Origin of the sequence: Variovorax sp. CAN15 (assembly GCF_030462475.1) — a bacterium.
Classification (GTDB): domain Bacteria; phylum Pseudomonadota; class Gammaproteobacteria; order Burkholderiales; family Burkholderiaceae_C; genus Variovorax.
Window position 1 is genome coordinate 1 of sequence record NZ_JASMRZ010000073.1, and the last position, 25,774, is coordinate 25,774.

The following is a 25,774-nucleotide window of genomic DNA, read 5'->3' on the forward strand; positions in this document are numbered from 1 at the left end:
CGTCTCGAACGGCGCGCGGGCGGCACCGAAGGCTTCGTTCCACAGCGGCTGCAGCTCGGCGAACACCTTCTCGCCCACGTGGCCGGCATCGCGCCAGCGGTCGGCGAACTGGTGCAGCGCGCGGTTGTGCGCCTTCAGGTCGGTGGCGCCTGCATGTTCGGCAGCCCAGGCCTTGACCTCCTCGATCAGCGCAACGCGCAGCGCGCGATGCTCGGCCGCGTCGGCACGGACCTTTTCGAGCCAAGCCTCGACCACCTTGTGGGCTTCGTTGCAGGCTTCGTCGAAACGCTTCCACAGCGCATGGTTGGGCACGCCGCCCTGGTCGGCCTGCTTCCACTGGTCGCGCAGCGAGCGCAGCGTTTCCTGCATCTTGCGGCCACCGAGGGCCTGGCCTTCGGGGCGCTTGAGCAGGCCTTCGGCCTTGGCGACCAGGTCTTCGCGCACCTTGTCGGCACTCCAGCGCTGCCAGCCTTCGAGTTCACCGGCTGCCACCAGCGCGGCATGCACGCGGGCTTCGAGCGGTGCCTCGACCAGCTTGCCGTGTTCCTTGAGCACGGCGCGCAGCGCGGCGGCCGCGCCTGCGCTTGCCTTGCCATGGCCTTCGGCTGTTTCCTGTTCGAGCTTGGCGAGCGCGGCCTGAACGGCGTCCTGGGCAGCGGCGCGCACGGCCGGATCGACCTTGGGCGCAGCCGGGCGGGCCGGAGCGGCGGGCTTGGGCGCCGCGACTTCGCCGCGCGCGGCGCGAAGCTCATCGGCCCACACGGGCACGGGCGGCAGCGGCGCCGCGGCATCCGCCGCGGCGGCAACGGCCTGGGCCAGCGCGCTGTGGAACGCATCGGAAACCACCAGCAGCTGCGACTTGGACGATTCGAGCTGCGGCGCGAACTTGGCGTCGAGGCTGCTCCAGTTGGCGTCGGCGGCGATCTCGGTCGCCTGTTGCTGCCAGTGCGCCACGTCGGCGCGCAGCGATTCCTCGGCGACCTGGGCGTCCTGCCAGCCCTTGGTGGAAAGCACCTCGAAGCGCTGCGCCAGCAGCACGGCGGCTTCGCGGTGCACCTGCGCGCGATGCTGCAGGTCTTCGATGCCCTTGACGCGCTCCGAGAGCTTGAGTTTCAGGCCGGCCAGCGGCTCACGCGAGAGCGGCGCGCCCGCCTTGGCGGCATCGCGCTGCCAGGCCAGCGCGTCCGCGATGTTGAGCTTGGACTGACCGACGAGGGCTTCCGCCTTTTGCGCCCATTCGGCGGCGATGGCCTCCTGCCCCTTGGCGCGCTTGAGCTCGTCGAGCTTTTCGCGCAGCAGGCGCGCGGCGCCCTTGTCACGGCCGCTCAGTTCCTTGAAGACTTCCTGCATCTGCTCGGGCGCAGGGTTGCCCGCGAGCCAGTCGCGGATGCGCGCGGCGCGCTCGCCGGAAGTCGGCGCGGTGAAGGCGCCGCCGGTGAGCGTGTCGAGGGCCTGAAGGTCGTGTGGCTTGGAAGAAGTAGAGGTCACTGCGCGAAATCGTTGTCTTGGTAGAGAAAGCGAAGGCGCCGGCAAAGGCCGGCGCACCTCGACATTTTCACCCACTTGCGCCCGGTCACTGAATTCCGTCCTGAAACGGCGTGCTCCGGCGGGTTGCGGGTGAGGAAGCTGGCGGACTACATATATAGCAAGCTCAAGGGAAAAACCAAGTCGTGGCGGCAGATCGGACCAGTGCCGTATGCCGCCTGCCGGTTCACGCTATTTCATAGTCAGACTGAGTTCCGCGCCCGGCTTCCAGTTGCTGCCGCTGGCGCTGGTGCGCACCGCACCCAGGAAGAGCCGCTCGCTGGGCAGCTTCTTCGCGAGCAGGTAGTCGCGCACGGCGGCGCCGCGCTCCACGGCGAGCTGGCGCATCGATTCCTCGTCGACCGGCACGCTGGCGAAAAGCAGCTTTTCCATGTCCTGCAGCGGAAGGTCCTTGGCCAGGCCGATCATGTTGCGCGGCTTGGTGATGTCGGCGCGCTTGTACACGGCAGTCAGCAACTCGGGATACTCGGCGTCGGTGACGGGCGCAATGTCCGTGCCGCTCTGGCCGCCGCGCACCGCGACGCGGCGCTTCTCGGCATAGGCGAGTTGGCGCACGCGCTGGCGCTGATAGGCGTCGCGCTCCTTCTCGAGGCTGGAGGTGCCGACCACCGTCATCTGCAGCGAGGGCCGGTCAGCCAGCGCCTTGGCGACCTTGTCCAGGCTTTCCTTGGCGGAAGCGCTGAGTTCGGAGCTGCCGGCCTCGAAAGTGATGGCGCTCGATTCACCGCTGCCACCGCCCAGCCCTCCCGTGAGCAGGCTGAACGGCGCCGTCACCGCCTTGACGACCAGGTTGACCACCGCCTTCCAGATCAGCGGGCCGACGCTGAACTGCGGGTCGTTGAGCGAGCCGCTGAGCGGCAGGTCGACGTCGATCACGCCGTTGCGGTCGGCCAGCAGCGCCACGGCGAGCTTCACCGGCAGGCTGTTGGTGGAACCGGCCACCTCGTCACCGAACTGCAGCTGGTTGAGCACCAGCTTGTTGGTGGCGGTGAGCTGGCCATCGGGCGCGACCTTGTAGTTGACGTCCATGCTCATCTTGCCGCGCTCGATGCCGTGGCCGGCGTAGCGCACCGAGTACGGCGACAGCGGCGCCAGGTCGAGGTCGCGCATCTTGGCGGTGATGTCGAGCTCGAGCGGCTTGGCCAGCGGGTTGAGCTTGCCGGTGATTTCGAGCGCCGCCGTCTGCTGAGCCTTGCCGCGCAGCTCGAGGTCGGCCAGCGCGGGCCGGCCGCCCTCACCCTTGGGCGGGTTCGACGAGAACGAACTGAGCTTGCCGGTCAGCTCGCTCAGGTCGGCCGAGTAGTTGGGCTTGACGAACAGGTCGGTGAAGTCGATCTTGCCGTTGACCAGGCTCATCGGGCCGAAGTTGATGACCGGCGCCTGGCCGGCATCGGCCGGTGCCACCGGCGCGGCGGCGGCCACCGGCTTGGCGGGTTCGGGAGCGGCGCCGACCATCTCCTCGGCCGACATCGGCCTGCCGCCCACGGCCTTCGGCGCCGAAGCCTTGGCTGTCGTGGTGGTCGTGCCCCCCGGGCCTTTGCGGGTGCTGGCCTCGCTGGCGGCGGCTGCGGCTGCATTCGCCTCGGCCTCGCCCTTCTTGGTCAGGCTCAGCAGATTGAGCCGGCCGGTGGGGTCGACGATCACGCGGGCGAAGAAGTCGGTCAGTGTGGTTTCGCGCACATCCACGTTCGGTGGCGCGTTGGGCGCCAGGCTGACCTGCAGGCCGCGCAGGCTCAGCGTCTTCCAGCTCAGCAACTGGTTGTTGTTGCGGTCGAAGCCGGGCGACTGGGTCAGCGAGACGCTGTTGGCGCGGAAATCGTCTAGCGCGGTGTCGCCGGCCAGCTTGACACTCATGCCCGAAGGCGAGGTCGCGTAGCGCACTGTGCCGCGATAGCTCGCGAAGGCTCGGCGGATGTCGACGTTGAGCGCGTCAGCGTAGTAGGCCTTGAAGGCATGCGCCGGGAAAGATGCGATCTCCACCCTGCCCTCGGCCGCCAGCGGCTTGAGCACGATGTTGCCCTTGTAGTCGAAGCGGCCCGGCTCGGAGCGCCTGGAGCCGATGCGGCCCGAGACTTCCAGCGGCGAGACCGTGCTGGTTTCGGGCGCAAGCTTCTGGGCGTGCAGCCTGAAGGCCGTGACCTCCACCGTCACCGGGGTGGCGGCGGCCTTGTCTGAATAAGAGAGGGCGCCATTGTCGACAGCCAGCGTGCCGACGGTCAGCGCCCAGGGCCTGGTGTTGGCAGCGGGCTGGGGCGTCTCGGCACTTGTGGCCTTGGGTGCTGCGACCTTCGCCTCGGCCTCCCGGGTGGCGCCACCGCCGGCGGGCGTCTTGAGCCAGCGTTCGAACATCCAGCGCTTCTCGCTGTCGCGCTCAACGCGGATCTTGGGGTTGGTCGCGGTGAACGAAGCCACGCTCAACGTGTGCTTCGTCATGTCGGCCTCGGCGTCGACCAGTTCGAAGCGCCCGACGCTGGCCAGAGCCGTCTTGCCCTGGGTGAGCGCCAGGCCATCGGCCGACACGCGGCGTGCCTTGAACTTCAGGTCGGGCTGGGCCCAGGCGATGTCGATCTGGCCGCTGAGCTTGCCGTCGAGCGTGGGCTCCAGGCTCTGCGCCAGGTAGGGCGCGGCCAGCGACAGCGGCAGCGCGTCGACCTCGGTCTGCACGTCGGCCACCTTGTCGGTGGCGCTGCCCTTGAACTTGAGCGAAGCGCCGGCAACGGCCGTGCTGCCGCTGAACTCGGCCGGCTTTTCCATCGGCCAGGTGACACCCGAGACGTCGATGCCGAGATCGGTGACATCGACGGCGGCGGCCGGATTGACGGTTTCGTCCCGCCAGCCGATGCGCCCGCYGCTCAGCGCGACCTTGTCGACCTGCACCTTGAGCACCGGTTTCTGCGCCGGCTTGCCGGCTGCGACAGGTGCGCTCGCGGCCGCGGCGGGCGGCGCGGCGACTTTTTCGGCTGCGCCGGTGGCCGGGTCGGTGGCCAGCAGGTTGAGCTTGCCGGCCGCGTCACGCGCCACCGCCAGTTGCGGGTTGGCAAGCGAGACTTCGCTCAGGTGGAACACCGACTCCAGCGGACGCACGTCGGCCAGCCCCAGCTTGAGCGACTCGAAGGCCAGCAGGTCACGGCCGCGCGCGTCGGCCACCTTGGTGGTGTGCGCCTCGACCGTGCCGGTGATCTTCAGCCCGGTGGTGGCGCCCTGCTCGAAGCCGATCTTCAGGTCGGCATCGAGGCTGCCCGCCTGCAGCCTCACCGGCAGCCCACCGGGGATGTAGCCGAGGTAGGGCACGAGGTCGAGGCCCTTGAACTGCACGTGGGCGTCCGTCTTGCGGCTGGCGGCGAAGGGTGTGGTGAAGGCGGCGGAGTCGAACTTGCTGCCGTTGAGCGAGAAGGCGAGCTTGGGCTCGGTGTTGATGTCGCGCTTGGAGTCGAGGTTGCTCAGGAAAGGCACCTTGAGCACGAAGTCGCGCAGCTCGTGCTTGCGCTTGACGGTCTGGTCGTCGAAGTCGACCGAGCCGCCGTTGATCGCGATGTTGTAGATGGCGAAGCGCGCGGGCTTGGCGTTCGGGTCGGGCGGCGGCCCGGCCGAGAGCCTGGCCAGGATGTCGTCGATGTCGTACTTGCCATCGGCCAGGTGCGTGAGCAGGATGGCCGGGCCGTCGATGGTGACGGCGTCGATCACCGGCGCGAGGCGGAAGATCGATTGCAGCTCGGCGTCTGCGTAGATGCGGCTGACCGCCAGTTGCGGCTTGCTGCCGTCGGCGGTGGCGATGCGCAGGTCGTTCAGCGTGAGCTCGAGGGTCCAGGGCTTGAAGTCAATCTTGCCGACGGTGACTTGCCGTCCAAGCTTTTCGCTGGCGATCTTCTGGAGCTGGCTCTTGGCGATCGGCGGTACTGCAAGCCAGGCGATGACCCAGAAGGCGAGTAACGCAAGCAGCGCGACGATCCCACGTCGCACCCATTTGTTCTGTTTGATCGAAGCTACGTCCATCGCTGGAGTGTGCCGCAAACACGCATCGGCGCCAGGTACGAGGAAAGGGCGCAAGCCCATCCCCGGAAGAAATACCGGAGAAAGATCTTCGCGGGAGGGCACAGAAGAAGAAAGCCCGGTGAGTCGACGGAAAGTCTCATCACCGGGCTTGATGGCGGGCACAAAACCCATGCCATCGATTCGCGCGACCGGAAGTCAATGGTTCCCGCCGTGCTGGCGGCAAGAGATTGCCACCGTGGCTCCTCGACCGCTGAACCCTCGGACTTGCACCCTGGGGTTGCCCGGGTCTCGGAAAAACGCCTGAAAAAACCAGGCCCGTTCAGATTAGGCGTCGCTCCCTCCGATTGCAAACGAGTTTTACAAAGGGATTTCCCGTAAGCCGAAACGGCTCTTGGGACGCCAACTTTTAAACATCTAAAAGCATAAGGAAACAAATTCTTATTCTTGACCGGGTATTTAGCCACGCTAGAATCCGCGCTGCCCTGACTGCCCGACGCAGAGGGGCCACCTGAATCCGCTGCCGAATTCCCCCGGCTTGATCAGGCCGCCGCGCTCCCAACCCCCTCCATTCCATGCGCGGAGCCTGATTCGTACCAATCCAAGCGCCGCTGCCCTCATCCCTCGCCTTCGATGGCGTTGCGACTCGGGTGCCGCACAGAAAGGAAGAGCGATGAACAAGGCGTTTGATGCCACGGCCCGAGGGCTGAGGACCTTCGTGTCCGATGTGGCAGACGGCTTTTTTGAAATCACCCATAACGGGTTTGCGCTGGTCGGCCTGGCCATCGTGTTCGCGGCCCTCGCACTGGTGGCGCGGCCCGACCTGCGCAAGACTGGCGAAGAAGAACTGATGGGCTGGCTGCAGTCGCGCAAGCCCGCGCCCGAAGCCACCGACCTCGAACCGACCGCCATCGAGCGCACCACGGCCGCGAGCCCCGCCGACCTGCCCAAGCAGCAGGCTGCCGTGGCCTACTGGCTGAGCAAGAAGTACCGCGTGGCCGCCGAGCCGCTGAGCGTGCTGGTGGCCGAGGCCTATGGCATCGGCAAGCGCACGAAGATCGACCCGACCCTGATCCTCGCGATCATGGCCGTCGAATCCAGCTTCAATCCCTTCGCCCAGAGCCAGGTCGGCGCCCAGGGCCTGATGCAGGTCATGACCCGTGTGCACGGCGACAAGTACGAAAGCGCGGGTGGCACGCTCACCGCCTTCGACCCCGTGACCAACATGCGCGTCGGCGTGAAGGTGCTGCAGGAATGCATCGCCCGCGCCGGCTCCCTCGAAGGCGGCCTGCGCTACTACGTGGGCGCGGCCAACCTCGAGGACGACGGCGGCTACGCCGCCAAGGTGATGGCCGAGCACGAGCGCCTGCTGCAGGTCGCCAACGGCCGCGCGCCCTCGACCATCACGCCAACCGTTCGCCCGCAGCCGATCCCGGTGGCGGCGCCTCCCGCCAAGCGCGAGGAAGGCAGCGAGCCGGCCAAGGTGGCCTTGCTCTCCTCCGTTTCCTGAAGGAGTTTTGCCGCGCGGGTAGAGCCTCCTGAGCTACACTCGCCCGGTACGCGACTGGCGATAGGCGCGGCACCCTTCAAGGTGCTACGCGCTGACGTGGAATACCACTGGGAAGCGTACCGCCTGGTCATACAGGCGTTCAGCCGTTCGCCTGGGCAGCCCTTGTTTGGTTGAAGAACAAGGACCTCGTCTTCAAAGGACTGCCATGTACCAACGCAATATCCTGGTCGAACAGACCGACCCTGAAATCTGGGCCGCGATCCAAGCCGAGAACGCACGCCAGGAACACCACATCGAGCTGATCGCCAGCGAGAACTACGCCTCCCCGGCCGTCATGGCCGCACAGGGCTCGCAGCTCACCAACAAGTACGCCGAAGGCTATCCGGGCAAGCGCTACTACGGCGGCTGCGAGCACGTCGACGTGGCCGAGCAGCTGGCCATCGACCGCGTCAAGCAGATCTTCGGCGCCGACGCCGCCAACGTGCAGCCGCATTGCGGCGCCTCGGCCAACGAAGCCGTGATGCTCGCCTTCCTGAAGCCCGGCGACACCATCATGGGCATGAGCCTGGCCGAAGGCGGCCACCTGACCCACGGCATGCCTCTCAATATGAGCGGCAAATGGTTCAACGTCGTGAGCTACGGCCTGGACGCGAACGAAGCCATCGACTACGACGCGATGGAGCGCAAGGCGCATGAGCACATGCCCAAGCTGATCATCGCGGGCGCCTCGGCCTATTCGCTGCGCATCGACTTCGAACGCTTCGCCAAGGTGGCCAAGGACGTCGGCGCGATCTTCATGGTCGACATCGCCCACTATGCCGGCCTCGTGGCCGCGGGCGTGTACCCCAACCCGGTGCCGCACGCCGACATCGTCACCTCCACCACCCACAAGAGCCTGCGCGGCCCGCGCGGCGGCATCATCCTGATGAAGTCGCAGCACGAGAAGGCCATCAACAGCGCGATCTTCCCGGGCCTTCAAGGCGGCCCGCTGATGCACGTGATCGCCGCCAAGGCCGTCGCGTTCAAGGAAGCCATGTCGCCCGAGTTCAAGGCCTACCAGCAACAGGTGGTCAAGAACGCCCAGATCGTGGCCGAGACCCTCACCCAGCGCGGCCTGCGCATCGTGAGCGGCCGCACCGAAAGCCACGTGATGCTGGTCGACCTGCGCGCCAAGGGCATCACCGGCAAGGAAGCCGAAGCCGTGCTGGGCAGCGCCCACATGACGATCAACAAGAACGCGATCCCCAACGACCCGGAAAAGCCGATGGTCACCAGCGGCGTGCGCATCGGCACCCCCGCCATGACCACACGCGGCTTCAAGGACGAAGAGGCCCGAATCACCGCGAACCTGGTTGCCGACGTGCTCGAGAACCCGCGCGATGCGGCGAACATCGAAGCCGTGCGCGCCAAGGTTCACGCCCTGACGAGCCGCTTCCCTGTCTACCGCTGATTCCGAGCAGGAAAACCTGACCGCATGAAATGCCCTTTTTGCGGTCATCTTGAAACGCAGGTCGTCGAAACCCGCGTTTCGGAAGACGCCGACTTCGTCCGCAGGCGCCGCCAGTGCAGCGCCTGCGACAAGCGCTTCACCACCTACGAACGGCCCGACGTCAACTTTCCCGTGGTCGTGAAGAAGGACGGCAGCCGCGCCGACTTCGACTCGACCAAGGTGCGCGCCTCCATGATGCTGGCGCTGCGCAAGCGCCCGGTGAGCATCGAGCAGATCGACAACGCCCTGCTGCGCATCGAACAGAAGCTGCTGGCCAGCGGCCTGCGAGAGATCGACTCGACCAAGGTCGGCGAACTCGTCATGCGCGAACTCAAGAAGCTCGACAAGGTCGCCTACGTTCGCTTCGCCTCGGTGTATCGCAGCTTCGAGGACGTGGACGAATTCAGGCAGCTGCTGCGCGACATCTGATCTGCGCTGGCGCCCTTCCCTCAGTTCCCTCGGGGCTCCTTCTCCTGCCGGCCCTCAGCGGGTCCAGCAGAGTTGCACCTGTGAATCCGAGGCGCTCGTCTGTCCGGCGGCCAGCTTGACTCCCTGATGGTTCACCGTGAGCGTTCCGCACTCGTCTGCGGCTGACGCGCCCTGCGGTACGGCCTTCAAGGTGTAGCTGGTCTCGCTCCTGTCGACATAGCCGATGTCGTAGCTGGCCGAGCCGGACGACGGCGACTGCCTCAGCCCGGCCGGCAACGCGACGCTGCTGGGCGGATACCTGCCGTTGGCCGTCAGGTAGCGTTCGTTCCATTGCGCCGCCTGCAGCAATTGCTGCTTCGCATCGGCGCGCTTGGCCCGCAGCACATAGCGCGTGTAGCTGGGATACGCAATGGCGGCGAGGACGCCGATCACCGCGGTCACGATCATGAGTTCGATCAGCGTGAAGCCGCGGGAACGCGTCTGCTGGCGGGCTTGTGCTTCGGAGTTGTTGTTCATGCTTTCCGTTTCAGTTGCTGGAGATCAGGCTGCGCCATCCGAAGCGGCGCACGTTGTCCGGCCGAGTGGGTGACTTGCAGTCGCCCGCGGCATTGCAGATCACCTCCTTGCCCTTCTGCTGGTTCTGGGGCTGCAGGACGAGGTCGTTCCGGCCGGAGCGGTTCCGGAACCCCGCGTAGGCGCCCACCGCGCCGGATGTGGTGTAGGAAATACCCGCGGGCGCGGAGCCGCTGAAGAAGTCGATCAGCAGCGACCACCCGTCGTCGCCAGTGCCCGCCGTGCAGTCGACCGAGTTGCTGCTCGAGCCAGGGATGGTTGTCGAGAACAGGCCGAGGCTGCTGCCCAAGGCGTGGCCGGGATAGACGACGCGCTCTCCTGCCGTTGGCAGCTTCAGATACCAGCCGCGCCGGGCCTGCGAACCGCCGAAGCTCACCGCATTGCGGGATACGGTGCGCAGTTCGGCATCGCCTTCGCGGACAGGGGTGTCCCCAATGGTCTGCGCCACCAGGTCGGTGAGGGCCGCGGTGCCCGAGCTTCCGTTGGCCGGGTCCCGGATGCCGTAAAGGTATTGGTCCGCTGTCGAGCCTTCGTCGCCCGAGGCGAACAGCCGTCCGGTACCGAACACCACCATGTAGCCCCCACGGGGGTGCCCGACCACGACGGGCGCCGCCGTGATCGGCTGGCTGGCGCCTGCCGCGAACAACGGCTTGTCGTCGAGGCCGGAGGCAGATTCCGAACCGGCCGCGCGGCGCTTGTCGAAGGGCCCCATGGTGGCTTTCCACCGGCGGCTGTCGGGGCTGCTGAGGTCGAACTTCCAGAGGTTGCCGAGGAGGTCGCCGGCGTAGACGAGGTCGACCTTGCCGTCGCCGTCGTGGTCCACCGGACGCGGCGCGGACAGGCCGTTGCCCGTGTTCTTCGCCTGCGCGGCCGGGACGGCAAACTTGAGGATCTCCTTGTCGCCATCGAGATACTGGATCCACAGCACCGCCTTCTCGCTCTTGCTGTTGTAGCCGTTGCCCAGGATCAGGGCCTTTCGGTCGTTGCTCAACCGGGCGACCTGCAACGCCCGCCCCGAGAAGGAGTCGAGCGCGGGCTGCTGGAACTGATGGCCCAGGTCGTCGTCCGCAAGCGCGGTCGTGTCGATCAGCGCGACGCTGGCGGCCTTGCCCTCGTCGACGCTCTCGGGCCGGGTGACGTCGAGCACGAAGTAGCCCTTGCCACCTGCGCCCAGCGTGCCCACCAGCAAAGATTTCCAGTTCGCCGCCTTCTGCTCGTCGATCGTCTTGGCCGAGGATGTCGGCCCCATGTAGATGTCGGCGACGAAGGCACTGCCGTCGACGTAGTACCGGTGGGTGTAGCCGCCTTCGCTGAGCCGCTTGAGATTCGGCGCCGCCGCCGTGCCGTAGAGGCCTTCGGGCACGTAGGCGAACGCCTCCTTGCCGGTGCTCGCGTTGAACGCATGCAGCATGCCGTCGTTGGCGCCGACATAGACCATCGGCGCGCGGGGGATGGCAGCGAACGCCGAATAGGCCTCAGCCGTGAAGCCGCTCTTGGGCTGTCCCTCGTACCAGACGCTGGAGCCCACGATGTCGCCGAGCACATGGCCGCGCTTGCGGAACTGGCGACCGGCGCCCTCGTTGCTGCGGTCGCCGCGCAGGAAGTCGAGCACGGCCCGGCCGAGGGCGGTGCTCTCGGCGTCGGTGTCGGTGCTGGCCTTGAGCGCGGCCCTCTGCGCGTCGCTCAAGTCGGCCCACCTGAACGGCACGCCCGCGCCGGTGGTCGCTGCGCGGCCCGCAGACGCAGCCGTGGTGCCGGAGAAGCTGAGCACAACGCGGTCCCGGTCGTGTGCGCCAGTGCTTGCCATGCGGGTATCGAGCAGGTCGCGCGCCGACCAGTCGGCTTTGGCAGCGAGCCTGCCGTCGGCGCCGAACTTCGTGGCGCTGAGTCTGCCGGACCAGTCGGCCGTGTCGTAGCCGGCCTGATAGACGGAAGTGCCCGTCGAGACTCGGGAAGCGCTGGCGGAAATGGAGGTCAGCGGGGTGCCAGTGTTGACCAGAATCTGGTTGAGGATGGATTTGAAGGCATCGCTGAGCGCCTGCGAATTCGAGGCGGGCGTGAAGGTTCCTCGACTATTGATTGCTGCATGCCAGAGGTCCATGCGCACAGCGGCCGCATTGGCTGCCCTCGAGTGGGCATAGCCATAGGTGCCAGCGTTGGAGTACCAGTTCGGAGAGCGGAGGTTGACATCGCCGAACCAGCCGACCTCCTCCGTCGTCATCAATGTCGACTTCAGGGGATCTCTCCAGCTTATGGAGCCGTCGACCAGATGTGCATAGTCCCCGCTGTAAGAGGGTTGCTTCGCATCTGCCAGGATGACTGGAGCTCCTTCCCATGAGGACGCCGAGCCGAAACCGATGGTATGGGTTGTCAGATGCTGCCAAGAGGCTGGATCGTTCTTGGGATTCCAGTACTCTGGCACCACGGCCGTGCCGACTGTTGTAGTGCCGGCCTCGGCGGTGATTCGCCTGAGATTGTTCGGCACCGCCGGCTGGAGATCCTCTGCCCAGTAGTGAAACGCCATGTCCGCCAAGGTGGGCCTGTATTCGGCCGTAGGCTTCCAAGTTGCGTAGTTCCAACCGGAGTAGCCCCTTCTCCAACTGCTTACATCGTTGACGCTGCCCGCATCGTCCTTGTAGGGCGGTCGAGGCACATAGGTCGTGGAATCGGGCAGCGTACGAACAGAGCCGTCCGCATTGCCTATCGCCGGCATGTTCAGCTTCTCTGGCTGCGGGTTGAATCCGAAAAGGTTGTATTCGCCATCGGTCATGAAGATGTGGAAGGATCGGCGACAGCCCGACTGCGTGGCCCCGTCGACGCCAGGGTTGTCCGAATAGGGGCTATAGCGACCTGTCGTCTTCATGTATTCGCCGGCACGGGTCATCATGGCGTGCAAGGGGGTGCCGTTGTTTGCGTGCAGCCCGTCCACCCAGCTCATGAAATTCGCGCGGTGCCGCTGATCCAGTGGACGCATCGAGTTCGCGTTGGAAACGCCTCCAATCTGGCATCGGCTGGCGTGATAGTCGCCGGGCCCAACGTCACCCAGGAAGCCGACACAGGTGTCATTGCTCTTCTTGTTGTCGTTCATGGCCTGCCATGCGAGGCGGATCCGGCCGTCCGGAATGCTGGCAGCCGAAAAACTGCTCCTGAGCGCGGTCTTGAGAGCGTTCATCCGAGATGGCACTCCCGCGGGAGGCGCCCCTGACGGGTCCGAAGCGCGCGATGAGAAATCCATGCTTCCGGAGTTATCCACCGAAACGATCACGTTCGGCGCCGGCTCCGCGACCGCGGAATTTCGCGGCACCTGCGCCAGCGGATACTGCGCGGCGTGCACGACGGTCTGTGCCAGCACCAGACCGGACACGACGGCGCGTCCCGGCAGCTTCCTGATCCTCATCTCTTTCTCTCCCTGTATTCAGTTCACCCCGGAGACCGGGTCCGGATCGAAGGACACCTGCAGCTCGACCTTCGTCGCATCCCCTTTGCCGGTGCCGCTGCGCGCTCCCGTGGCGGTCGCCGTGATGCGATACAGCGGGTATTTGCTGTTCCGTCGGTCGATCACCTCGATCCAGTACCTGGCGCCGGCCAGCGCCGGACTGCTGGCCTTGGGCGCTCCGGTGAACTCGCCGTACCTGGCGGACTTGGGCTTGTAGGCATCGTCGCGCCAGAAGCGGTAGGCCTCGCTGCCGTAGGCGGCGGCGACCGAATCGGGTTCGGAGAAATAGCAGATGCCCCGCTCGCAGCTGTTGGGGCCGGCGTTCATGTAGGCGGTAACCCAGCCCGTATCCCGGTCGGGAAAGACGCGGCCGTCTTCTGCCTTGCGGCAGCGCGCCGTGGCGAGTGCCGAACACGCCACGTAGGTCTTGCTCGCGGAATCGAAGGCCAGTTGCCGGATGTCGCGCTCAGCATCCAGCAGCGCTGCCTCGGCAGCCTCGAAGGCGCGCTGGTATTCGCGCTGGTTGCCCGCCATCGACTCGAGAAGCACCGCGGTGCGCGCACCGCCGATCAACAGCAGGGCCGAAAGCAGCAGCATGATCATCACGATGAAGAGCGTGAAGCCCTGCTGCGCCGGCAGTTCGCCGGCCAGCCTGTGGGCGGGACCTTTCGCCTTCGCCGTGCTCACAACGCCCCCAGGTCGTTTCGCAGCGAGAACACTGCCGTGTAGACACGCCGCAGCTTGCCGTCGCTGCTCGTCTTCGAGACCCCGTCGCAGTCGACGTAGCTGCCTGCAGGGTTGCTCCTCGAGGTGCCCGCGAGCTGCAGGCAGATGCGTACCGTCCGGACGTCGCGGAAGCCCTCATCGACGTCGTCGGCCTTCACGTAGCGCACCACCTGCCGGCTTCCGGACATGGCGCTGACCCCGTACATGACGTCGAAACGCTCCACGCCGTCGATGACCGGCTGCGGAATCGCGTTGCCGCTTCCCTGGCACCTGAGCGTGTAGTTCGAAACATAGAACTCGCTGGTGATGAGCCGCGCGTTGCCCTGCGCTTCGGGGGCGGTACGGTCGTATTCGCCGCCCGAAGACCGCCCTGGCTCCTGACCCAGGCAGTCCTTGAAATAGTCGGGGTTCGGCGCGTAGCCCAGCTTCAGCTTGTCGTTACCGGAGCCGCTCTCGGACTCCACGCCCTTGATCGCGAAGAAGGCGGGCTCGTCTGTCAGGTTGGTGTCCCGGCCGGCGCTGGTGTTGAAGTAGTAGAGCGGCTCGGTGGGATCGATGGGGATGTAGCCGGCCTGCCGTATCTGCTGGCCCAGCAGCCTGAAAGCCAGCGCCGAGGACTGGTTGAGCGTGTTGACGTCGTCGCCGGCCATGGCGGTGCTGCGCGTGCCGAGCATAGCCGCGATGGCGGCCAGCACGATCAGCATGCCAACGACCAGCGCGACGAGGAACTCGACCAGCGTGAAGCCGGATGGCGTTCGGCGTTTCATGGCTGCGGCACCGCGACGGCGACTTCGAGGCAGGCCTTGCCCGTGGGGCACTGCCAGTCCGGGTCGGGTGCGATCGGGTCGAGCACTGCCGGCTCGTCCCAGGCGACATGCAAGAACAGCATGCCGCCCGCCGTCGCGCTGGCCTTCACGTCGGCCACCCCGCCGGGCAAGGCAGCAGCTACCGCGCGCTTCCAGCCCCAGATATCGTGCGCCGCCAGWTCGGCGGCATTGCATGCAGCCCTGGCTCCCTCGCAGGACGGCTTGGGGCCGCTGGCTGCTGCGGCCGACCAGTCTGTCACGTACTTGCTGGGCGTCGTCGCCGCTGCTGCGGGATTGGCGCGGATGCGATCGGCCATGTCGCCGGCGAGTTGCATCGCGAGGTTCTGGTTGCTTGCGCCGACGCTGTCGACCAGCACGCGAACCTGGAAGCCGGCCAGCGCCAGCAGGCCCAGCGAGAGCACGAGCAGCGCGACGAGCGCCTCGATCATCGAGAAGCCCCGCTGCACCTGCCCCACCCGGCGAACGCGAAGGCGCTTCATGAGCATGCGCCGTCCGCCTTCACCAGCCGCATGCGCCCTCCGAGCGAAAGGCATACCGCGACGATCTTGGATGAATCCCCGCTGTCGGCCGGACGAAGGCGAAAACGGCCCCCGCCGGTCGAGTAGCCCATGGGGTCGAACGACATGGCGCCAGCCGCGCCCTTCTCGATGGAGACACGGCTGTCGGGGTCCTGGCGCTTGAGGAATTCGGCGGCGTCGCCGCTTCCGACCAGCGTCTCCCAGCCGCAGCTCCAGTCCCGGCCCTGGCACCCCGTGCGCTGCTGCATGGTCACCTTCACCCCTCGGCGAGCCGCCTCGGCGCGGGCATCGGCGATGCTTGCCATCAGCGCCTTGGCCATGGCTTCGACCCGATACCGTTCAATGAGGCCGTTGAAGCTCGGCAGCGCCAATCCCAGCATGACAGCCATCAGTACGATCACGACCATCATCTCGATGAGCGTGAAGCCTCGTTCGGACGCGCAGAATCCGTTGTTGTCCATATCGTTCCGCCCGCCGCCTTGCACCTGCGTGCCGGACGGGCGTTCCTCCCTGATTCAGATGGGCGCGAATTCTATTTATCCGATTGACCGTTGGCCGGCCAATAACGCCAATTGCGCGACAGGCGGTCAAAACAAACGGATTGGCGGCGAATTGTTTTCGATGGATTTCGAATTGACATTTGCAAGGCAATTGATTTAACAAAAGAATGACAAAAGAAAATCCGAATTTCATGATTCAGGCCCTGGATCTCGCGCGCCAGGCCGGCCCGGAAACCGATCCGAACCCCCGCGTCGGCTGCGTGCTGGTGGCGCCCGACGGCACCGTGATCGGCAAGGGCCACACCCAGCAGGTCGGCGGTCCGCATGCGGAGGTGATGGCGCTGCGCGACGCGGCGGCGCAAGGCAATTCGGTCGCCGGCGCGACGGCCTGGGTCACGCTGGAGCCCTGTTCGCATCACGGCCGTACAGGCCCGTGCTGCGATGCCCTGGTCGCGGCAGGCATCGGCCGGGTCGTGGCGGCGATGGCCGATCCCAACCCGCTTGTTTCGGGCCAGGGCTTCGAGCGGCTTCGTGCCGCGGGCGTGCAGGTCGAGGTCGGGCCGGGTGCGGACGAGGCTCGGGAGCTCAACCTCGGCTTCTTCAGCCGGATGGTGCGCAAGACGCCGTGGGTGCGACTCAAGGCGGCGGCCTCGCTGGACGGCAAGACCGGCCTGCGCAACGGTGTGAGCCAGTGGATCACCTCCGAGCCGGCGCGCACCGACGGCCATGCCTGGCGGGCTCGCGCCAGCGCAGTGCTGACCGGCGTGGGCACGGTGCTGGAAGACGATCCGCGCCTCGACGTGCGGCTGGTGCAGACCACGCGCCAGCCGCGCGTCGTGGTGATCGACAGCCAGCTGCAGACGCCCCCGGATGCAAAGCTCTTCATGCCCGGCCGCGCGGTCTGGATCTACGCCGCCAGGCAGGACGAACAGAAGGCGGCTGTGCTGGAGGCGCGCGGTGCAACCGTCACCTGCTTGCCGAATGCGCAGGGCAAGGTCGACCTCGCCGCGATGCTGAAGGATCTCGCCCGCCGCGAAGTCAACGAATTGCACGTCGAGGCCGGGCACAAGCTCAATGGCTCGCTGCTGCGCGAAGGGCTGGTCGACGAACTGCTGATCTACCTGGCGCCGAAACTGATCGGCGACGGGCTGGATATCGCATCCGGCATGCACGCCGGCGGCGCATTGACCGAATTGACGGGCGCCCTTCCCCTCGAATTCCGCGGCTTCGAGCAGATCGGGCCCGACCTGCGCATCGTGGCCCGGGTCGCCGGAAGGGACGTCTTCTAGCCTTCGGTGCGTGGTCGGCCGCCGCCGGGCCGCCCCAAGGTGGGCCGCGCCTTCCCCTCGGGAGGAGGTGAATTACATGGCACGAAGCGCCATGAAAAGCCGGGGGGCTCAGGATGTCTGCGAAAATGCCGGGATGTTCACCGGAATCATCACCGGCGTGGGGCGCATCGCCRCCATCCACGACCTCGGCACCACCTCCTCMCATGGCAAGAGACTCAGCATCGAGGTGCCCGCGGGCTACCTCGACGACGTCGGTCTCGGCGACAGCATCGCGCTCAACGGCGCCTGCATGACCGTCACCACGCTCGCTCCCGAGCGCCAGCAGTTCACCATCGACATCTCCGCCGAATCCCTCGACAAGACCGCGGGCCTGACCGACGAAGGCAGCCGCATCAACCTCGAGAAGGCCCTGCGCGCGAGCGACCGCCTCGGCGGCCACATCGTGTCTGGCCACGTGGACGGCATCGGCAGCGTCAGCCGGTTCGAGCCGGTCGGCGAAAGCTGGGAACTGCGCGTGGTCGCGCCCGTCGCGCTGGCCCGCTTCCTTGCCTACAAGGGCTCGATCACCATCAACGGCGTGAGCCTCACTGTCAACAGCGTGAGCGATATCGCCGACGGCGCCGAGATCAGCATCAACCTGATCCCGCACACCGTCGAAAACACTTCTCTCGGCGGCCTGAAGGCCGGCTCGAAGGTCAACCTCGAAATCGACACCGTGGCGCGCTACGTGGAGCGCATGCTTCAGGCGGGCGTGCTCACACCGACTCCATCCAAGGACACTTCCAGATGAACGCCTCCATCACGCCGATCGGCGCCCCCCGCGCCGCGCGCGCACCAGCCCCGATCTCTTCGGTCGAGGAGATCGTGGCCGAGCTCGCCGCCGGCCGCATGGTGATCCTGGTCGACGAGGAAGACCGCGAGAACGAGGGCGACATCGTCATCGCGGCCGACCACATCACGCCCGAGGCGATCAACTTCATGGCCCGCCATGCGCGCGGCCTGATCTGCCTCACGCTCTCGCGCGAGATGTGCGAGCGGCTGCAGCTGCCGCCGATGGTCCAGCGCAACGGCGCCAAGCACTCCACGGCCTTCACCGTCTCCATCGAGGCGGCCGAGGGCGTGACCACCGGCATCTCGGCGGCCGACCGTGCGCGCACAGTGCAGGCCGCCGTGGCGCCCAATGCCGTGGCCGCCGACCTGGTGCAGCCCGGCCACATCTTCCCGCTGCAGGCGGTGGACGGCGGCGTGCTGATGCGCGCCGGCCATACCGAAGCCGGCTGCGACCTCGCCGCCATGGCCGGCTGCTCACCCGCCTCGGTGATCTGCGAGGTGATGAACGAAGACGGCACCATGGCCCGCCTGCCCGACCTGCAGATCTTCGCGGCCGAGCACGGCCTGAAGATCGGCACCATCGCCGCGCTCATCGAGCACCGCAGCCGCGTCGAATCGCTGGTCGAAAAAGTCGGCTGCCGCGAGATCCAGACCAACTGGGGCGCCTTCACCGCCCACGCCTTCGTCGACAAGCCCAGCCGCGGCGTGCACCTGGCGCTGGTGCGCGGCAAGTGGGCACCCGAAGAGACGGTTTCGGTGCGCGTGCACGAGCCGCTGTCGGTGCTCGACGCGCTCGAAATCAACCGCTCGCTGCACTCCTGGAGCCTGGACGCCAGCCTCTCGCACATCGCGAACGAGGGCAAGGGCGTGGCCGTGCTGCTGAACTGCGGCGAAACCGCGGGCGAGCTGCTCGCCCAGTTCGACGGCACCGCGCGACCCGCGCAGGCACCCGAGCGCGGCCGCATGGACCTGCGCAGCTACGGCATCGGCGCGCAGATCCTGCGCGAATGCGGCGTGCACAAGATGAACCTGCTGGGCACGCCGCGTCGCATGCCGAGCATGGCGGCGGGCTACGGCCTCGAGATTGCCGGCTACCTCACGAAAGACTGACCAGACCATGCAAGGCGCAAACAAGGGCGAGAACACGCCACTCAACGGAAAAGGCCTGCGCATCGGCATCGTGCAGGCGCGCTTCAACGCCGACATCACCGACGCGCTGGCCTCGGCCTGCCTCTCGGAGCTCGAGGCACTCGGCGTGGCCGCCAACGACATCCACCACCTGCAGGTGCCCGGCGCGCTCGAAGTGCCGGTGGCGCTGCAGGCGCTCGCCGAGCGCGGCGGCTACCACGCGCTGGTGGCGCTGGGCTGCATCATCCGCGGCGAGACCTACCACTTCGAACTCGTGGCCAACGAATCGGGCGCCAGCGTGAGCCGCGTGGCTCTCGACTACCGCCTGCCCATCGCCAACGCGATCCTCACCACCGAAAACCTCGAGCAGGCCGTCGCCCGCCAGACCGACAAGGGCCGCGACGCTGCCCGCGTGGCTGTCGAGATGGCGCAACTGCTGGCCACGCTTTCATGACCGAAGACACCTCCAAGCCAACCAAGCCACGGCAATCGCGCGTCGGACTCACCAGCACCGGCGCGCGCAAGGCCTCGGCCAAGTCGAACCGCACCCGCGCGCGCGAGTTCGCGCTGCAGGCGCTCTACCAGCACCTGGTGGGCCGCAACGACCCGACCGATATCGACCACTTCACGCGCGACCTCGCGGGCTTCCACAAGGCCGACGCACTGCACTACGACGCGCTGCTGCACGGCTCGATCGAAGGCGCCGAGCAGCTCGACGCGCTGATCCGCCCGCTGCTGGACCGCAAGTTCGAGGAAATCTCGCCCATCGAGCACGCCGTGATGTGGATCGGCGTCTATGAATTCCAGAACTGCCCCGACGTACCGTGGCGCGTGGTGCTCAACGAGTGCATCGAGCTCGCCAAGGAATTCGGCGGCACCGACGGCCACAAGTATGTGAATGCGGTGCTCAACGGGCTGGCGCCGCAGCTTCGTCCGCTCGAAGTGGAAGCCGACCGGGCATCGGGCAAGGCCAGGCCATGACCAGGGCCGTCCGGCCGCCCGAAGGCGCACGGCGCCTCAGCCAGGGGGTGCGATGAGAATTTCCACGCGCGCGCAGCGCATCGAGCCCTTCTATGTGATGGAAGTGGCCAAGGCGGCCGGCGTGCTGGCCCGCGAGGTCGCCCACACCGACCGGCCGATGATCTTCCTGAACATCGGCGAGCCCGACTTCACCGCCCCGCCGCTGGTGCAGGAAGCGGCCGCCCGCGCGGTGCGTGCCGGCGCCACGCAGTACACGCAGGCCACCGGCCTCGACCATCTGCGCGAGCGCATCAGCGCCTGGTACCGCCAGCGCTTCAACGTCGACGTGCCGGCGCGCCGCATCGTCGTCACGGCCGGTGCGTCGGCCGCGCTGCAGCTGGCCTGCCTGGCGCTGATCGAGTCGGGCGACGAGATCCTGATGCCCGACCCGAGCTATCCGTGCAACCGCCACTTCGTGAGCGCTGCCGAGGGCAAGGCGGTGCTGATTCCGACCACGGCCGAGGAGCGCTTCCAGCTCACGGCCGCCAAGGTCGAGGCCGCCTGGACCGACAGGACGCGCGGCGTGCTGCTGGCATCGCCTTCGAACCCGACGGGCACCTCCATCGCGCCCGATGAGCTGCGCCGCATCCATGAAACGGTGTCGAAGCGCGGCGGCATCACGCTGATCGACGAGATCTACCTCGGCCTCTCCTACGACGACGCCTTCGGGCAGACGGCGCTGGCCATCGACGAGAACGTCATCAGCATCAACAGCTTCAGCAAGTACTTCAACATGACCGGCTGGCGCCTCGGCTGGCTGGTGGTGCCCGAAGTGCTGGTGCCCGTGGTCGAGCGGCTGGCGCAGAACCTCTTCATCTGCGCGAGCACGGTGTCGCAGTACGCGGCGCTGGCCTGCTTCGAGGACGAGAGCATCGCCGAGTACGAGCGCCGCCGCGCCGAGTTCAAGGCGCGCCGCGACTGGTTCATTCCGCAGCTCAACGCGCTGGGCCTGAACGTGCCCGTGGTGCCCGACGGCGCCTTCTATGCCTGGGCCGACTGCACCGCCTTCGCCGAAAAGCTCGGCATCTCGGGCAGCTGGGACTTCGCCTTCGAGACCATGAAGCGCGCGCATGTCGCCGTCACGCCCGGCCGCGACTTCGGCACCGCCGAGACCGCGAAGTTCGTCCGCTTCTCCACCGCCAGCTCGATGACGCACCTGCAGGAGTCCATCGAGCGCCTGCGGGCGATGGCAGAGAACCGGGTCTGATGAGCTACGCGTTCCCGATCCGCGTCTATTGGGAAGACACCGATGCCGGCGGTATCGTCTTCTACGCCAACTACCTGAAGTTCATGGAGCGCGGCCGTACCGAGTGGCTGCGTTCGCTGGGCGTGGAGCAGCGCAAGCTGCGCGAGGAAACGGGTGGCCAGTTCGTGGTGAGCGAAACGCAGCTCAAATACCATCGGCCCTCGCGGCTGGACGACGAACTGCTCGTTACAGCCGATCTTCAACAATTGGGCACCGCGTCGTTGATAATCGGCCAGCGCGTGCTATCAAAAACAGAGCAAGAGCGAACGGGGGCCCCGGCACCCGTCTTGCTGTGCGAAGGCACGATCCGCATCGGATGGGTGGACGCCGCCACGCTGCGGCCCGCACGCATCCCGAAACAGGTGACGGGAACCCTGGAGCGCTACAGCGGCTCCATGACTCAAACTTTCAAGCCATGAACCAAGACCTCTCCATCATCAATCTCCTGCTCCATGCGAGCTTCGTGGTTCAACTGGTCGTGCTGCTGCTGGTGATCGTCTCGATCGCAAGCTGGGCCGCGATCATCCGCAAGTACTTCGCGCTGCGGCGCATGCGTGCCCTCAACGACGACTTCGAGCGCGAGTTCTGGTCGGGCACCAGCCTCAACGAACTGTTCGCCTCGGCCGCGCAGAACGCCAAGTTCGCCGGCCCCATGGAGCGCATCTTCGCCTCGGGCATGCGCGAGTACCAGAAGCTGCGCGAGCGCCACGTCACCGACGCCGGCACCCTGCTCGACGGCGCCCGCCGCGCGATGCGCGCGAGCTTCCAGCGCGAGCTGGATGCAGCCGAGCAGAACCTCTCCTTCCTGGCCACCGTCGGCTCCGTCTCTCCGTACGTCGGCCTGTTCGGCACGGTCTGGGGCATCATGCACGCCTTCACCGGCCTGGCCGCGCTGGCGCAGGTGACGCTGGCCACCGTGGCCCCCGGCATCGCCGAGGCGCTGGTGGCCACCGCCATCGGCCTGTTCGCCGCCATCCCGGCGGTCGTGGGCTACAACCGCTTCGCCCGCGAGATCGACAAGATCGCCATCGCCCTCGAGACCTACATCGAGGAGTTCTCCAACATCCTGCAGCGCAACCTGTCGGCCAACCCGAACGCGGGCGTTGCGTCGTCGGTGGCTCCGGCCAACCGCTGAACGGAGGCGCAGCGCATGCCCGCCGTTTCATCCCGGGGCCGCGGCCGCCGGACGATCAACGAGATCAACATGGTCCCGTTCATCGACGTGATGCTGGTTCTGCTGATCATCTTCATGGTCACCGCACCGCTCATCACGCCGAGCGTGATCAACCTGCCCTCCGTCGACCGTGCCAACAAGCAGCCCGACAAGCCCATCGAGATCGTCATCAAGAGCGAAGACGAAGTGCAGATCAAGAAGGACCCGTCCACCGGCACGGGCGGCACCTCGATCCCCATGACGCAGATCGGCTCGGCCGCCAAGCAGGCTCAGGGCGGCGACGACCAGCGCCCGGTAGTCATCAGCGCCGACAAGTCGGTGAAGTACGAGACCGTCGTGAAGGCGATGAACCAGCTCAAGCGCAACGGCATCGAGCGCGTGGGCCTGTCGGTCACGACCACGGGCGGCAAGTAAGGCATGTCGCTCGCACTGGATCGCCCCGAGTTCGCACCGCCACCGCAGCGCGGTACCCTGCGTGCCTTGGTACTGGCGCTCATCGCCCACGGCCTGCTGATCGCGGCGCTGACGTGGGGCGTACGCTGGCGCAGCGATGCGGACGAAGGCGCTGTCGACGCGGAACTGTGGTCGTCCACGGTGCAGCAGGCGGCGCCCCGCCTGCAGGCGCCCCCCGCGCCCGCCCCGGTTCCCGCGCCGCCGCCGCCCGCCCCCGCGCCGCCACCGCCTCCTGCAGCGAAGGCACCCGAGCCCGCTCCCGCACCGAAAGCCCCTGACATCGCCCTCGAGCGCGAGAAGAAGCTCAAGGAGCAGAAGGAACAGCAGGAGCGCGAACTCGAACGCCAGCAACAGCAGAAGAAGAAAGAGCTGGAAGCCAGGCAGCGCGCCGAGGAAGAAGCCCAGCGCAAGAAGGAACAGCAGCAGAAGCTGGCCGAACAGAAGAAGCAGCAGGAAGCCGAAGCAAAGCAGGCCGAGCAGAAGAAGGCCGAGGCCGCCGCGAAGCAGGCGGCCGCCGACCGCGCTGCAACGCTCAAGCGCATGCAGGGCCTCGCGGGCGCCAGCGGCGCCGATGATTCGAAGGGCACGGCGCTGCGATCCTCGGGCCCGTCGAGCGGCTATGCCGGCCGCATTGCAGCAGCGGTGCGACCGAACATCACCTTCCCCGACGCCGACACGGTGAGCGGCAATCCGGCTGCCGAGTTCGAAGTGAGCCTTGCTCCGGACGGCACCATCGTCGGCGTCAAGCTCAGCAAGTCAAGCGGACTGCCGGGCTGGGACGACGCTGCCGAGCGCGGCTTGCGCAAGACCGACAAGCTGCCTCGCGACACCGACGGGCGGATCTTCCCTTCGCTGATCGTGACGCTGCGGCCCAAGCGCTGATTTCGGTGCGCGCCTAACCCGCAGCTAAGAAAACGGGCCCGTTCCGGGTGACTTTCATGTCACCCGGAACTCGATAATCAGGGCTCATGAACCCCAACGGCCGCATCCGCTACGGCAGCAGTCCCCTGCTGGCCAGCCCCACCCCCGTGTGGCGCAGCAAGTTCATCGTGGCCAGTGTCGCCTTCGGCTTCGTGCTGCTGGCAGGACGCGCCGCCTACATCCAGATCTTCGCCAACGACTTCTTCCAGCACCAGGGCGAAGTGCGATACCAGCGCACGCTGGAGCTGCCGGCCAACCGGGGCCGCATCCTCGACAGGCACGGGCTGATCCTGGCCTCCGACATTCCCGCGCCCAGCGTCTGGGCCATTCCCGAGGACATCGAGCGCGATGACCCCGCCACGCAGGAAAAGCTCAAGCAGGCCGCCAGGCTGCTCGGCATGCCGCAGAAAGACTTCGACAAGAAGCTGGAGGACGAGGACAAGAGCTTCGTCTGGATCAAGCGCCAGGTCGACGAGCCCGTCGCGAGGCAGGTAGCCGCGCTCGACATCAAGGGCATCTACCTGCGCCGCGACTACCGCCGCCAGTACCCCGAGGGCGAGGCTGCGGCGCACCTGGCGGGCTTCACCAACCTGGAGGACATCGGCCAGGAGGGCATCGAACTCGCCTTCGACCACGAGCTGGCCGGCAAGGCCGGCTCGCGCCACGTGCTGAAGGACCGGCTGGGCCACATCATCGAGGACACCGAGGACCAGGTGCCGCCCACGCCGGGCCACGACATCCAGCTGAGCATCGATGACCAGGTGCAGTTCGTGGCCTACGAAAAGATCCGCGACGCCGTGGTCGCCAACAAGGCGCGCGCCGGCAGCGTGGTGGTGGTCGACGCGCAGACCGGTGAGCTGCTGGCCATGGCCAACTACCCGAGCTACGACCCCAACGACCGCCGCAACCTCAAGGGCGAGCAGCTGCGCAACCGCGCGATGACCGACGTGTTCGAGCCCGGCTCGACGATGAAGCCCATCACCATCGCCACGGCGCTGCAGTTGGGCCGGGTCACGCCCAAGACCATCATCGACACCAATCCGGGGCGCATCACCGTCTCGGGCGCGACCATCCACGACGACGAGAACTTCGGCGTGCTCACGGTCGAGGGCGTGATCCAGAAGTCGAGCAACGTGGGAGCCACCAAGATCTCGCAGCGCATGTCGGCGCAGGAGATGTGGAACTCGCTCACCGCGGTGGGCATCGGCCAGAAGCCGCAGACCAGCTTTCCCGGCGCGGTGACCGGCAGGCTGCGCCCGTGGAAATCGTGGCGCCCCATCGAGCAGGCCACCATGTCGTACGGCTACGGCCTGTCGGCGTCGCTCTTCCAGATCGCGCATGCCTACACGGCCTTCGCGCACGACGGCGAGGTGATCCCCATCAGCCTGCTGAAGAACCACGGCGAGGAGCCGCCCGGCGTGCGGGTGTTCTCGCCGCTGGTGGCCAGCGAGGTGCGCCAGATGATGCACATGGCCGCCGCACCCGGCGGCACCGCGCCGCTGGCCCAGACCGTGGGCTACTCGGTGGGCGGCAAGACCGGCACCGCGCACAAGCAGGTCGGCAAGGGCTACGCGAGCAACAAGTACCGCGCCTGGTACACAGGCATGTCGCCCATCGACAAGCCGCGCATCATCGTCGCGGTGATGGTCGACGAGCCCAGCGCCGGCAAGTACTTCGGCGGCCTCGTGGCCGCGCCGGTGTTCAGCCAGGTGGTGCAGCAGACGCTGCGCATCATGAACGTGGTGCCCGACCTCGCAGTGACGCCGATGGCGCACTGAGGCCGGCAGAGAGGCGCAGCGCGCTCACGCGATGGCTGCCCGGCGCTCGCGCGGCTATCAGTCGTAGACGATCAGCGCCTTGCCCGCCTCGGCCTGCGCGGTCCAGCTGGCCAATGCCGCGTCGGTCGGGAAGAACCTGGCGCGCTCGCCCAGTTGCAGCTCGACCTGCGCGCCGCCGCGCGCCATCGACAGCCGCACCGGCAGCCCCTGGATCAGGTCACCCACCTCGGTCTGCTCGGTGCGCGGGGGAAAGTCTTTCAGCAGGCGCGCGATGTCGGGTGCCTTGCCGTTGACCGCCACGCGCAGGAACTTGCCGAAGCGGCAGCGCGCCGAGGCAAGGTCCCACACCTGCTGCACCTGGAAGCGCGCCTCGAAGCCGCCGCGCGCGGGC

The 25,774-nt window shown here is 67.1% G+C and carries 23 protein-coding genes and 1 riboswitch; of the genes, 14 read left to right on the forward strand and 9 right to left on the reverse strand.

What is annotated here, in order from left to right:
• Positions 1 to 1,488: DUF349 domain-containing protein (locus tag QMO14_RS27330; protein WP_301511007.1), on the reverse strand; the 1,488-nt coding region annotated here is incomplete at its 3' end.
• Positions 1,489 to 1,716: 228 nt separating this feature from the next.
• The gene (locus QMO14_RS27335; protein ID WP_301511008.1) at positions 1,717 to 5,538 is read right to left on the reverse strand and encodes a DUF748 domain-containing protein; all 3,822 of its coding nucleotides are present in this window, start codon (positions 5,536 to 5,538) and stop codon (positions 1,717 to 1,719) included.
• A 670-nt stretch (positions 5,539 to 6,208) separates the two neighbouring features.
• Between QMO14_RS27335 and QMO14_RS27340 the strand changes: the two genes are divergently transcribed.
• From QMO14_RS27340 to nrdR, 3 genes are all read left to right on the forward strand, one after another.
• Positions 6,209 to 7,045, forward strand: coding sequence for a lytic transglycosylase domain-containing protein (locus QMO14_RS27340; RefSeq protein WP_301511009.1), 837 nt, complete (start codon positions 6,209 to 6,211; stop codon positions 7,043 to 7,045).
• Positions 7,046 to 7,085: 40 nt separating this feature from the next.
• Positions 7,086 to 7,209: riboswitch (ZMP/ZTP riboswitch) on the forward strand.
• A gap of 41 nt (positions 7,210 to 7,250) precedes the next feature.
• On the forward strand, positions 7,251 to 8,495 hold the full coding sequence (gene glyA / locus QMO14_RS27345; protein WP_125951275.1) for a serine hydroxymethyltransferase: 1,245 nt from the start codon (positions 7,251 to 7,253) through the stop codon (positions 8,493 to 8,495).
• Positions 8,496 to 8,519: 24 nt separating this feature from the next.
• Positions 8,520 to 8,963: a transcriptional regulator NrdR gene (gene nrdR / locus QMO14_RS27350; protein WP_007836918.1), complete on the forward strand. Its 444-nt coding sequence runs from the start codon at positions 8,520 to 8,522 to the stop codon at positions 8,961 to 8,963.
• Positions 8,964 to 9,017: 54 nt separating this feature from the next.
• Here nrdR and QMO14_RS27355 read toward each other — a convergent pair whose 3' ends face one another.
• From QMO14_RS27355 to QMO14_RS27380, 6 genes are read right to left on the reverse strand one after another with little or no spacing between them, the layout of a single operon-like run.
• Positions 9,018 to 9,479 carry a type IV pilin protein gene (locus QMO14_RS27355; protein WP_301511015.1) on the reverse strand — a complete coding sequence of 154 codons (462 nt, stop codon included), beginning with the start codon at positions 9,477 to 9,479 and terminating at the stop codon, positions 9,018 to 9,020.
• A gap of 10 nt (positions 9,480 to 9,489) precedes the next feature.
• Complete coding sequence (locus QMO14_RS27360) at positions 9,490 to 12,933, reverse strand: pilus assembly protein (protein ID WP_301511016.1); 3,444 nt, start codon at positions 12,931 to 12,933, stop codon at positions 9,490 to 9,492.
• Positions 12,934 to 12,951: 18 nt separating this feature from the next.
• A complete protein-coding gene (locus QMO14_RS27365) occupies positions 12,952 to 13,659 on the reverse strand; it encodes a PilX N-terminal domain-containing pilus assembly protein (protein ID WP_301511018.1) in 708 nt (235 codons plus the stop codon).
• Entirely contained in the window at positions 13,656 to 14,465 is an 810-nt protein-coding gene (locus QMO14_RS27370) for a PilW family protein (protein WP_301511019.1), read from the reverse strand. The genes QMO14_RS27365 and QMO14_RS27370 overlap by 4 nt, the downstream gene beginning before the upstream one ends.
• Positions 14,462 to 15,004: a type IV pilus modification protein PilV gene (pilV, locus tag QMO14_RS27375; protein WP_301511020.1), complete on the reverse strand. Its 543-nt coding sequence runs from the start codon at positions 15,002 to 15,004 to the stop codon at positions 14,462 to 14,464. The genes QMO14_RS27370 and pilV overlap by 4 nt, the downstream gene beginning before the upstream one ends.
• On the reverse strand, positions 15,001 to 15,504 hold the full coding sequence (locus QMO14_RS27380) for a GspH/FimT family pseudopilin (RefSeq protein WP_301511022.1): 504 nt from the start codon (positions 15,502 to 15,504) through the stop codon (positions 15,001 to 15,003). Before QMO14_RS27380 ends, pilV begins: the two co-directional genes overlap by 4 nt.
• A 230-nt stretch (positions 15,505 to 15,734) precedes the next feature.
• Between QMO14_RS27380 and ribD the strand changes: the two genes are divergently transcribed.
• From ribD to QMO14_RS27435, 11 genes are all read left to right on the forward strand, one after another.
• Positions 15,735 to 16,832 (forward strand): bifunctional diaminohydroxyphosphoribosylaminopyrimidine deaminase/5-amino-6-(5-phosphoribosylamino)uracil reductase RibD, encoded by a 1,098-nt coding sequence (gene ribD / locus QMO14_RS27385; protein ID WP_301511023.1) that lies wholly within the window; start codon positions 15,735 to 15,737, stop codon positions 16,830 to 16,832.
• A gap of 133 nt (positions 16,833 to 16,965) precedes the next feature.
• Positions 16,966 to 17,622 carry a riboflavin synthase gene (locus QMO14_RS27390; protein WP_301511024.1) on the forward strand — a complete coding sequence of 219 codons (657 nt, stop codon included), beginning with the start codon at positions 16,966 to 16,968 and terminating at the stop codon, positions 17,620 to 17,622.
• Complete coding sequence (gene ribBA / locus QMO14_RS27395) at positions 17,619 to 18,773, forward strand: bifunctional 3,4-dihydroxy-2-butanone-4-phosphate synthase/GTP cyclohydrolase II (RefSeq protein ID WP_301511026.1); 1,155 nt, start codon at positions 17,619 to 17,621, stop codon at positions 18,771 to 18,773. Before QMO14_RS27390 ends, ribBA begins: the two co-directional genes overlap by 4 nt.
• A gap of 7 nt (positions 18,774 to 18,780) precedes the next feature.
• On the forward strand, positions 18,781 to 19,245 hold the full coding sequence (gene ribH, locus QMO14_RS27400; protein WP_081271157.1) for a 6,7-dimethyl-8-ribityllumazine synthase: 465 nt from the start codon (positions 18,781 to 18,783) through the stop codon (positions 19,243 to 19,245).
• Complete coding sequence (nusB, locus tag QMO14_RS27405) at positions 19,242 to 19,772, forward strand: transcription antitermination factor NusB (protein WP_301511028.1); 531 nt, start codon at positions 19,242 to 19,244, stop codon at positions 19,770 to 19,772. Before ribH ends, nusB begins: the two co-directional genes overlap by 4 nt.
• Before the next feature lie 52 nt (positions 19,773 to 19,824).
• Positions 19,825 to 21,018, forward strand: coding sequence for a pyridoxal phosphate-dependent aminotransferase (locus QMO14_RS27410; protein ID WP_301511029.1), 1,194 nt, complete (start codon positions 19,825 to 19,827; stop codon positions 21,016 to 21,018).
• Complete coding sequence (gene ybgC / locus QMO14_RS27415; RefSeq protein WP_301511030.1) at positions 21,018 to 21,476, forward strand: tol-pal system-associated acyl-CoA thioesterase; 459 nt, start codon at positions 21,018 to 21,020, stop codon at positions 21,474 to 21,476. The genes QMO14_RS27410 and ybgC overlap by 1 nt, the downstream gene beginning before the upstream one ends.
• Entirely contained in the window at positions 21,473 to 22,192 is a 720-nt protein-coding gene (tolQ, locus tag QMO14_RS27420; RefSeq protein WP_301511031.1) for a protein TolQ, read from the forward strand. The genes ybgC and tolQ overlap by 4 nt, the downstream gene beginning before the upstream one ends.
• Before the next feature lie 15 nt (positions 22,193 to 22,207).
• Entirely contained in the window at positions 22,208 to 22,645 is a 438-nt protein-coding gene (locus QMO14_RS27425) for a biopolymer transporter ExbD (protein WP_301511032.1), read from the forward strand.
• A 3-nt stretch (positions 22,646 to 22,648) separates the two neighbouring features.
• Positions 22,649 to 23,566 carry a cell envelope integrity protein TolA gene (locus QMO14_RS27430; protein WP_301511033.1) on the forward strand — a complete coding sequence of 306 codons (918 nt, stop codon included), beginning with the start codon at positions 22,649 to 22,651 and terminating at the stop codon, positions 23,564 to 23,566.
• An 86-nt stretch (positions 23,567 to 23,652) separates the two neighbouring features.
• Positions 23,653 to 25,383: a penicillin-binding protein 2 gene (locus tag QMO14_RS27435; protein WP_301511034.1), complete on the forward strand. Its 1,731-nt coding sequence runs from the start codon at positions 23,653 to 23,655 to the stop codon at positions 25,381 to 25,383.
• A 57-nt stretch (positions 25,384 to 25,440) separates the two neighbouring features.
• On the opposite strand, the gene QMO14_RS27440 is transcribed toward QMO14_RS27435, so the two are convergent.
• Positions 25,441 to 25,774: hypothetical protein (locus tag QMO14_RS27440; RefSeq protein ID WP_301511035.1), on the reverse strand; the 334-nt coding region annotated here is incomplete at its 5' end.

Coding starts and splice junctions, on each gene's coding strand:
- tolQ (WP_301511031.1), top strand. CDS start 21,473: ATGAACCAAGACCTCTCCATCATCAATCTCCTGCTCCATGCGAGCTTC.
- QMO14_RS27360 (WP_301511016.1), bottom strand. CDS start 12,933: ATGAGGATCAGGAAGCTGCCGGGACGCGCCGTCGTGTCCGGTCTGGTG.
- glyA (WP_125951275.1), top strand. CDS start 7,251: ATGTACCAACGCAATATCCTGGTCGAACAGACCGACCCTGAAATCTGG.
- ribD (WP_301511023.1), top strand. CDS start 15,735: ATGATTCAGGCCCTGGATCTCGCGCGCCAGGCCGGCCCGGAAACCGAT.
- QMO14_RS27425 (WP_301511032.1), top strand. CDS start 22,208: ATGCCCGCCGTTTCATCCCGGGGCCGCGGCCGCCGGACGATCAACGAG.
- QMO14_RS27435 (WP_301511034.1), top strand. CDS start 23,653: ATGAACCCCAACGGCCGCATCCGCTACGGCAGCAGTCCCCTGCTGGCC.
- QMO14_RS27370 (WP_301511019.1), bottom strand. CDS start 14,465: ATGAAACGCCGAACGCCATCCGGCTTCACGCTGGTCGAGTTCCTCGTC.
- nusB (WP_301511028.1), top strand. CDS start 19,242: ATGACCGAAGACACCTCCAAGCCAACCAAGCCACGGCAATCGCGCGTC.
- ribH (WP_081271157.1), top strand. CDS start 18,781: ATGCAAGGCGCAAACAAGGGCGAGAACACGCCACTCAACGGAAAAGGC.
- QMO14_RS27410 (WP_301511029.1), top strand. CDS start 19,825: ATGAGAATTTCCACGCGCGCGCAGCGCATCGAGCCCTTCTATGTGATG.
- QMO14_RS27430 (WP_301511033.1), top strand. CDS start 22,649: ATGTCGCTCGCACTGGATCGCCCCGAGTTCGCACCGCCACCGCAGCGC.
- QMO14_RS27340 (WP_301511009.1), top strand. CDS start 6,209: ATGAACAAGGCGTTTGATGCCACGGCCCGAGGGCTGAGGACCTTCGTG.
- ribBA (WP_301511026.1), top strand. CDS start 17,619: ATGAACGCCTCCATCACGCCGATCGGCGCCCCCCGCGCCGCGCGCGCA.
- ybgC (WP_301511030.1), top strand. CDS start 21,018: ATGAGCTACGCGTTCCCGATCCGCGTCTATTGGGAAGACACCGATGCC.
- QMO14_RS27380 (WP_301511022.1), bottom strand. CDS start 15,504: ATGGACAACAACGGATTCTGCGCGTCCGAACGAGGCTTCACGCTCATC.
- QMO14_RS27355 (WP_301511015.1), bottom strand. CDS start 9,479: ATGAACAACAACTCCGAAGCACAAGCCCGCCAGCAGACGCGTTCCCGC.
- nrdR (WP_007836918.1), top strand. CDS start 8,520: ATGAAATGCCCTTTTTGCGGTCATCTTGAAACGCAGGTCGTCGAAACC.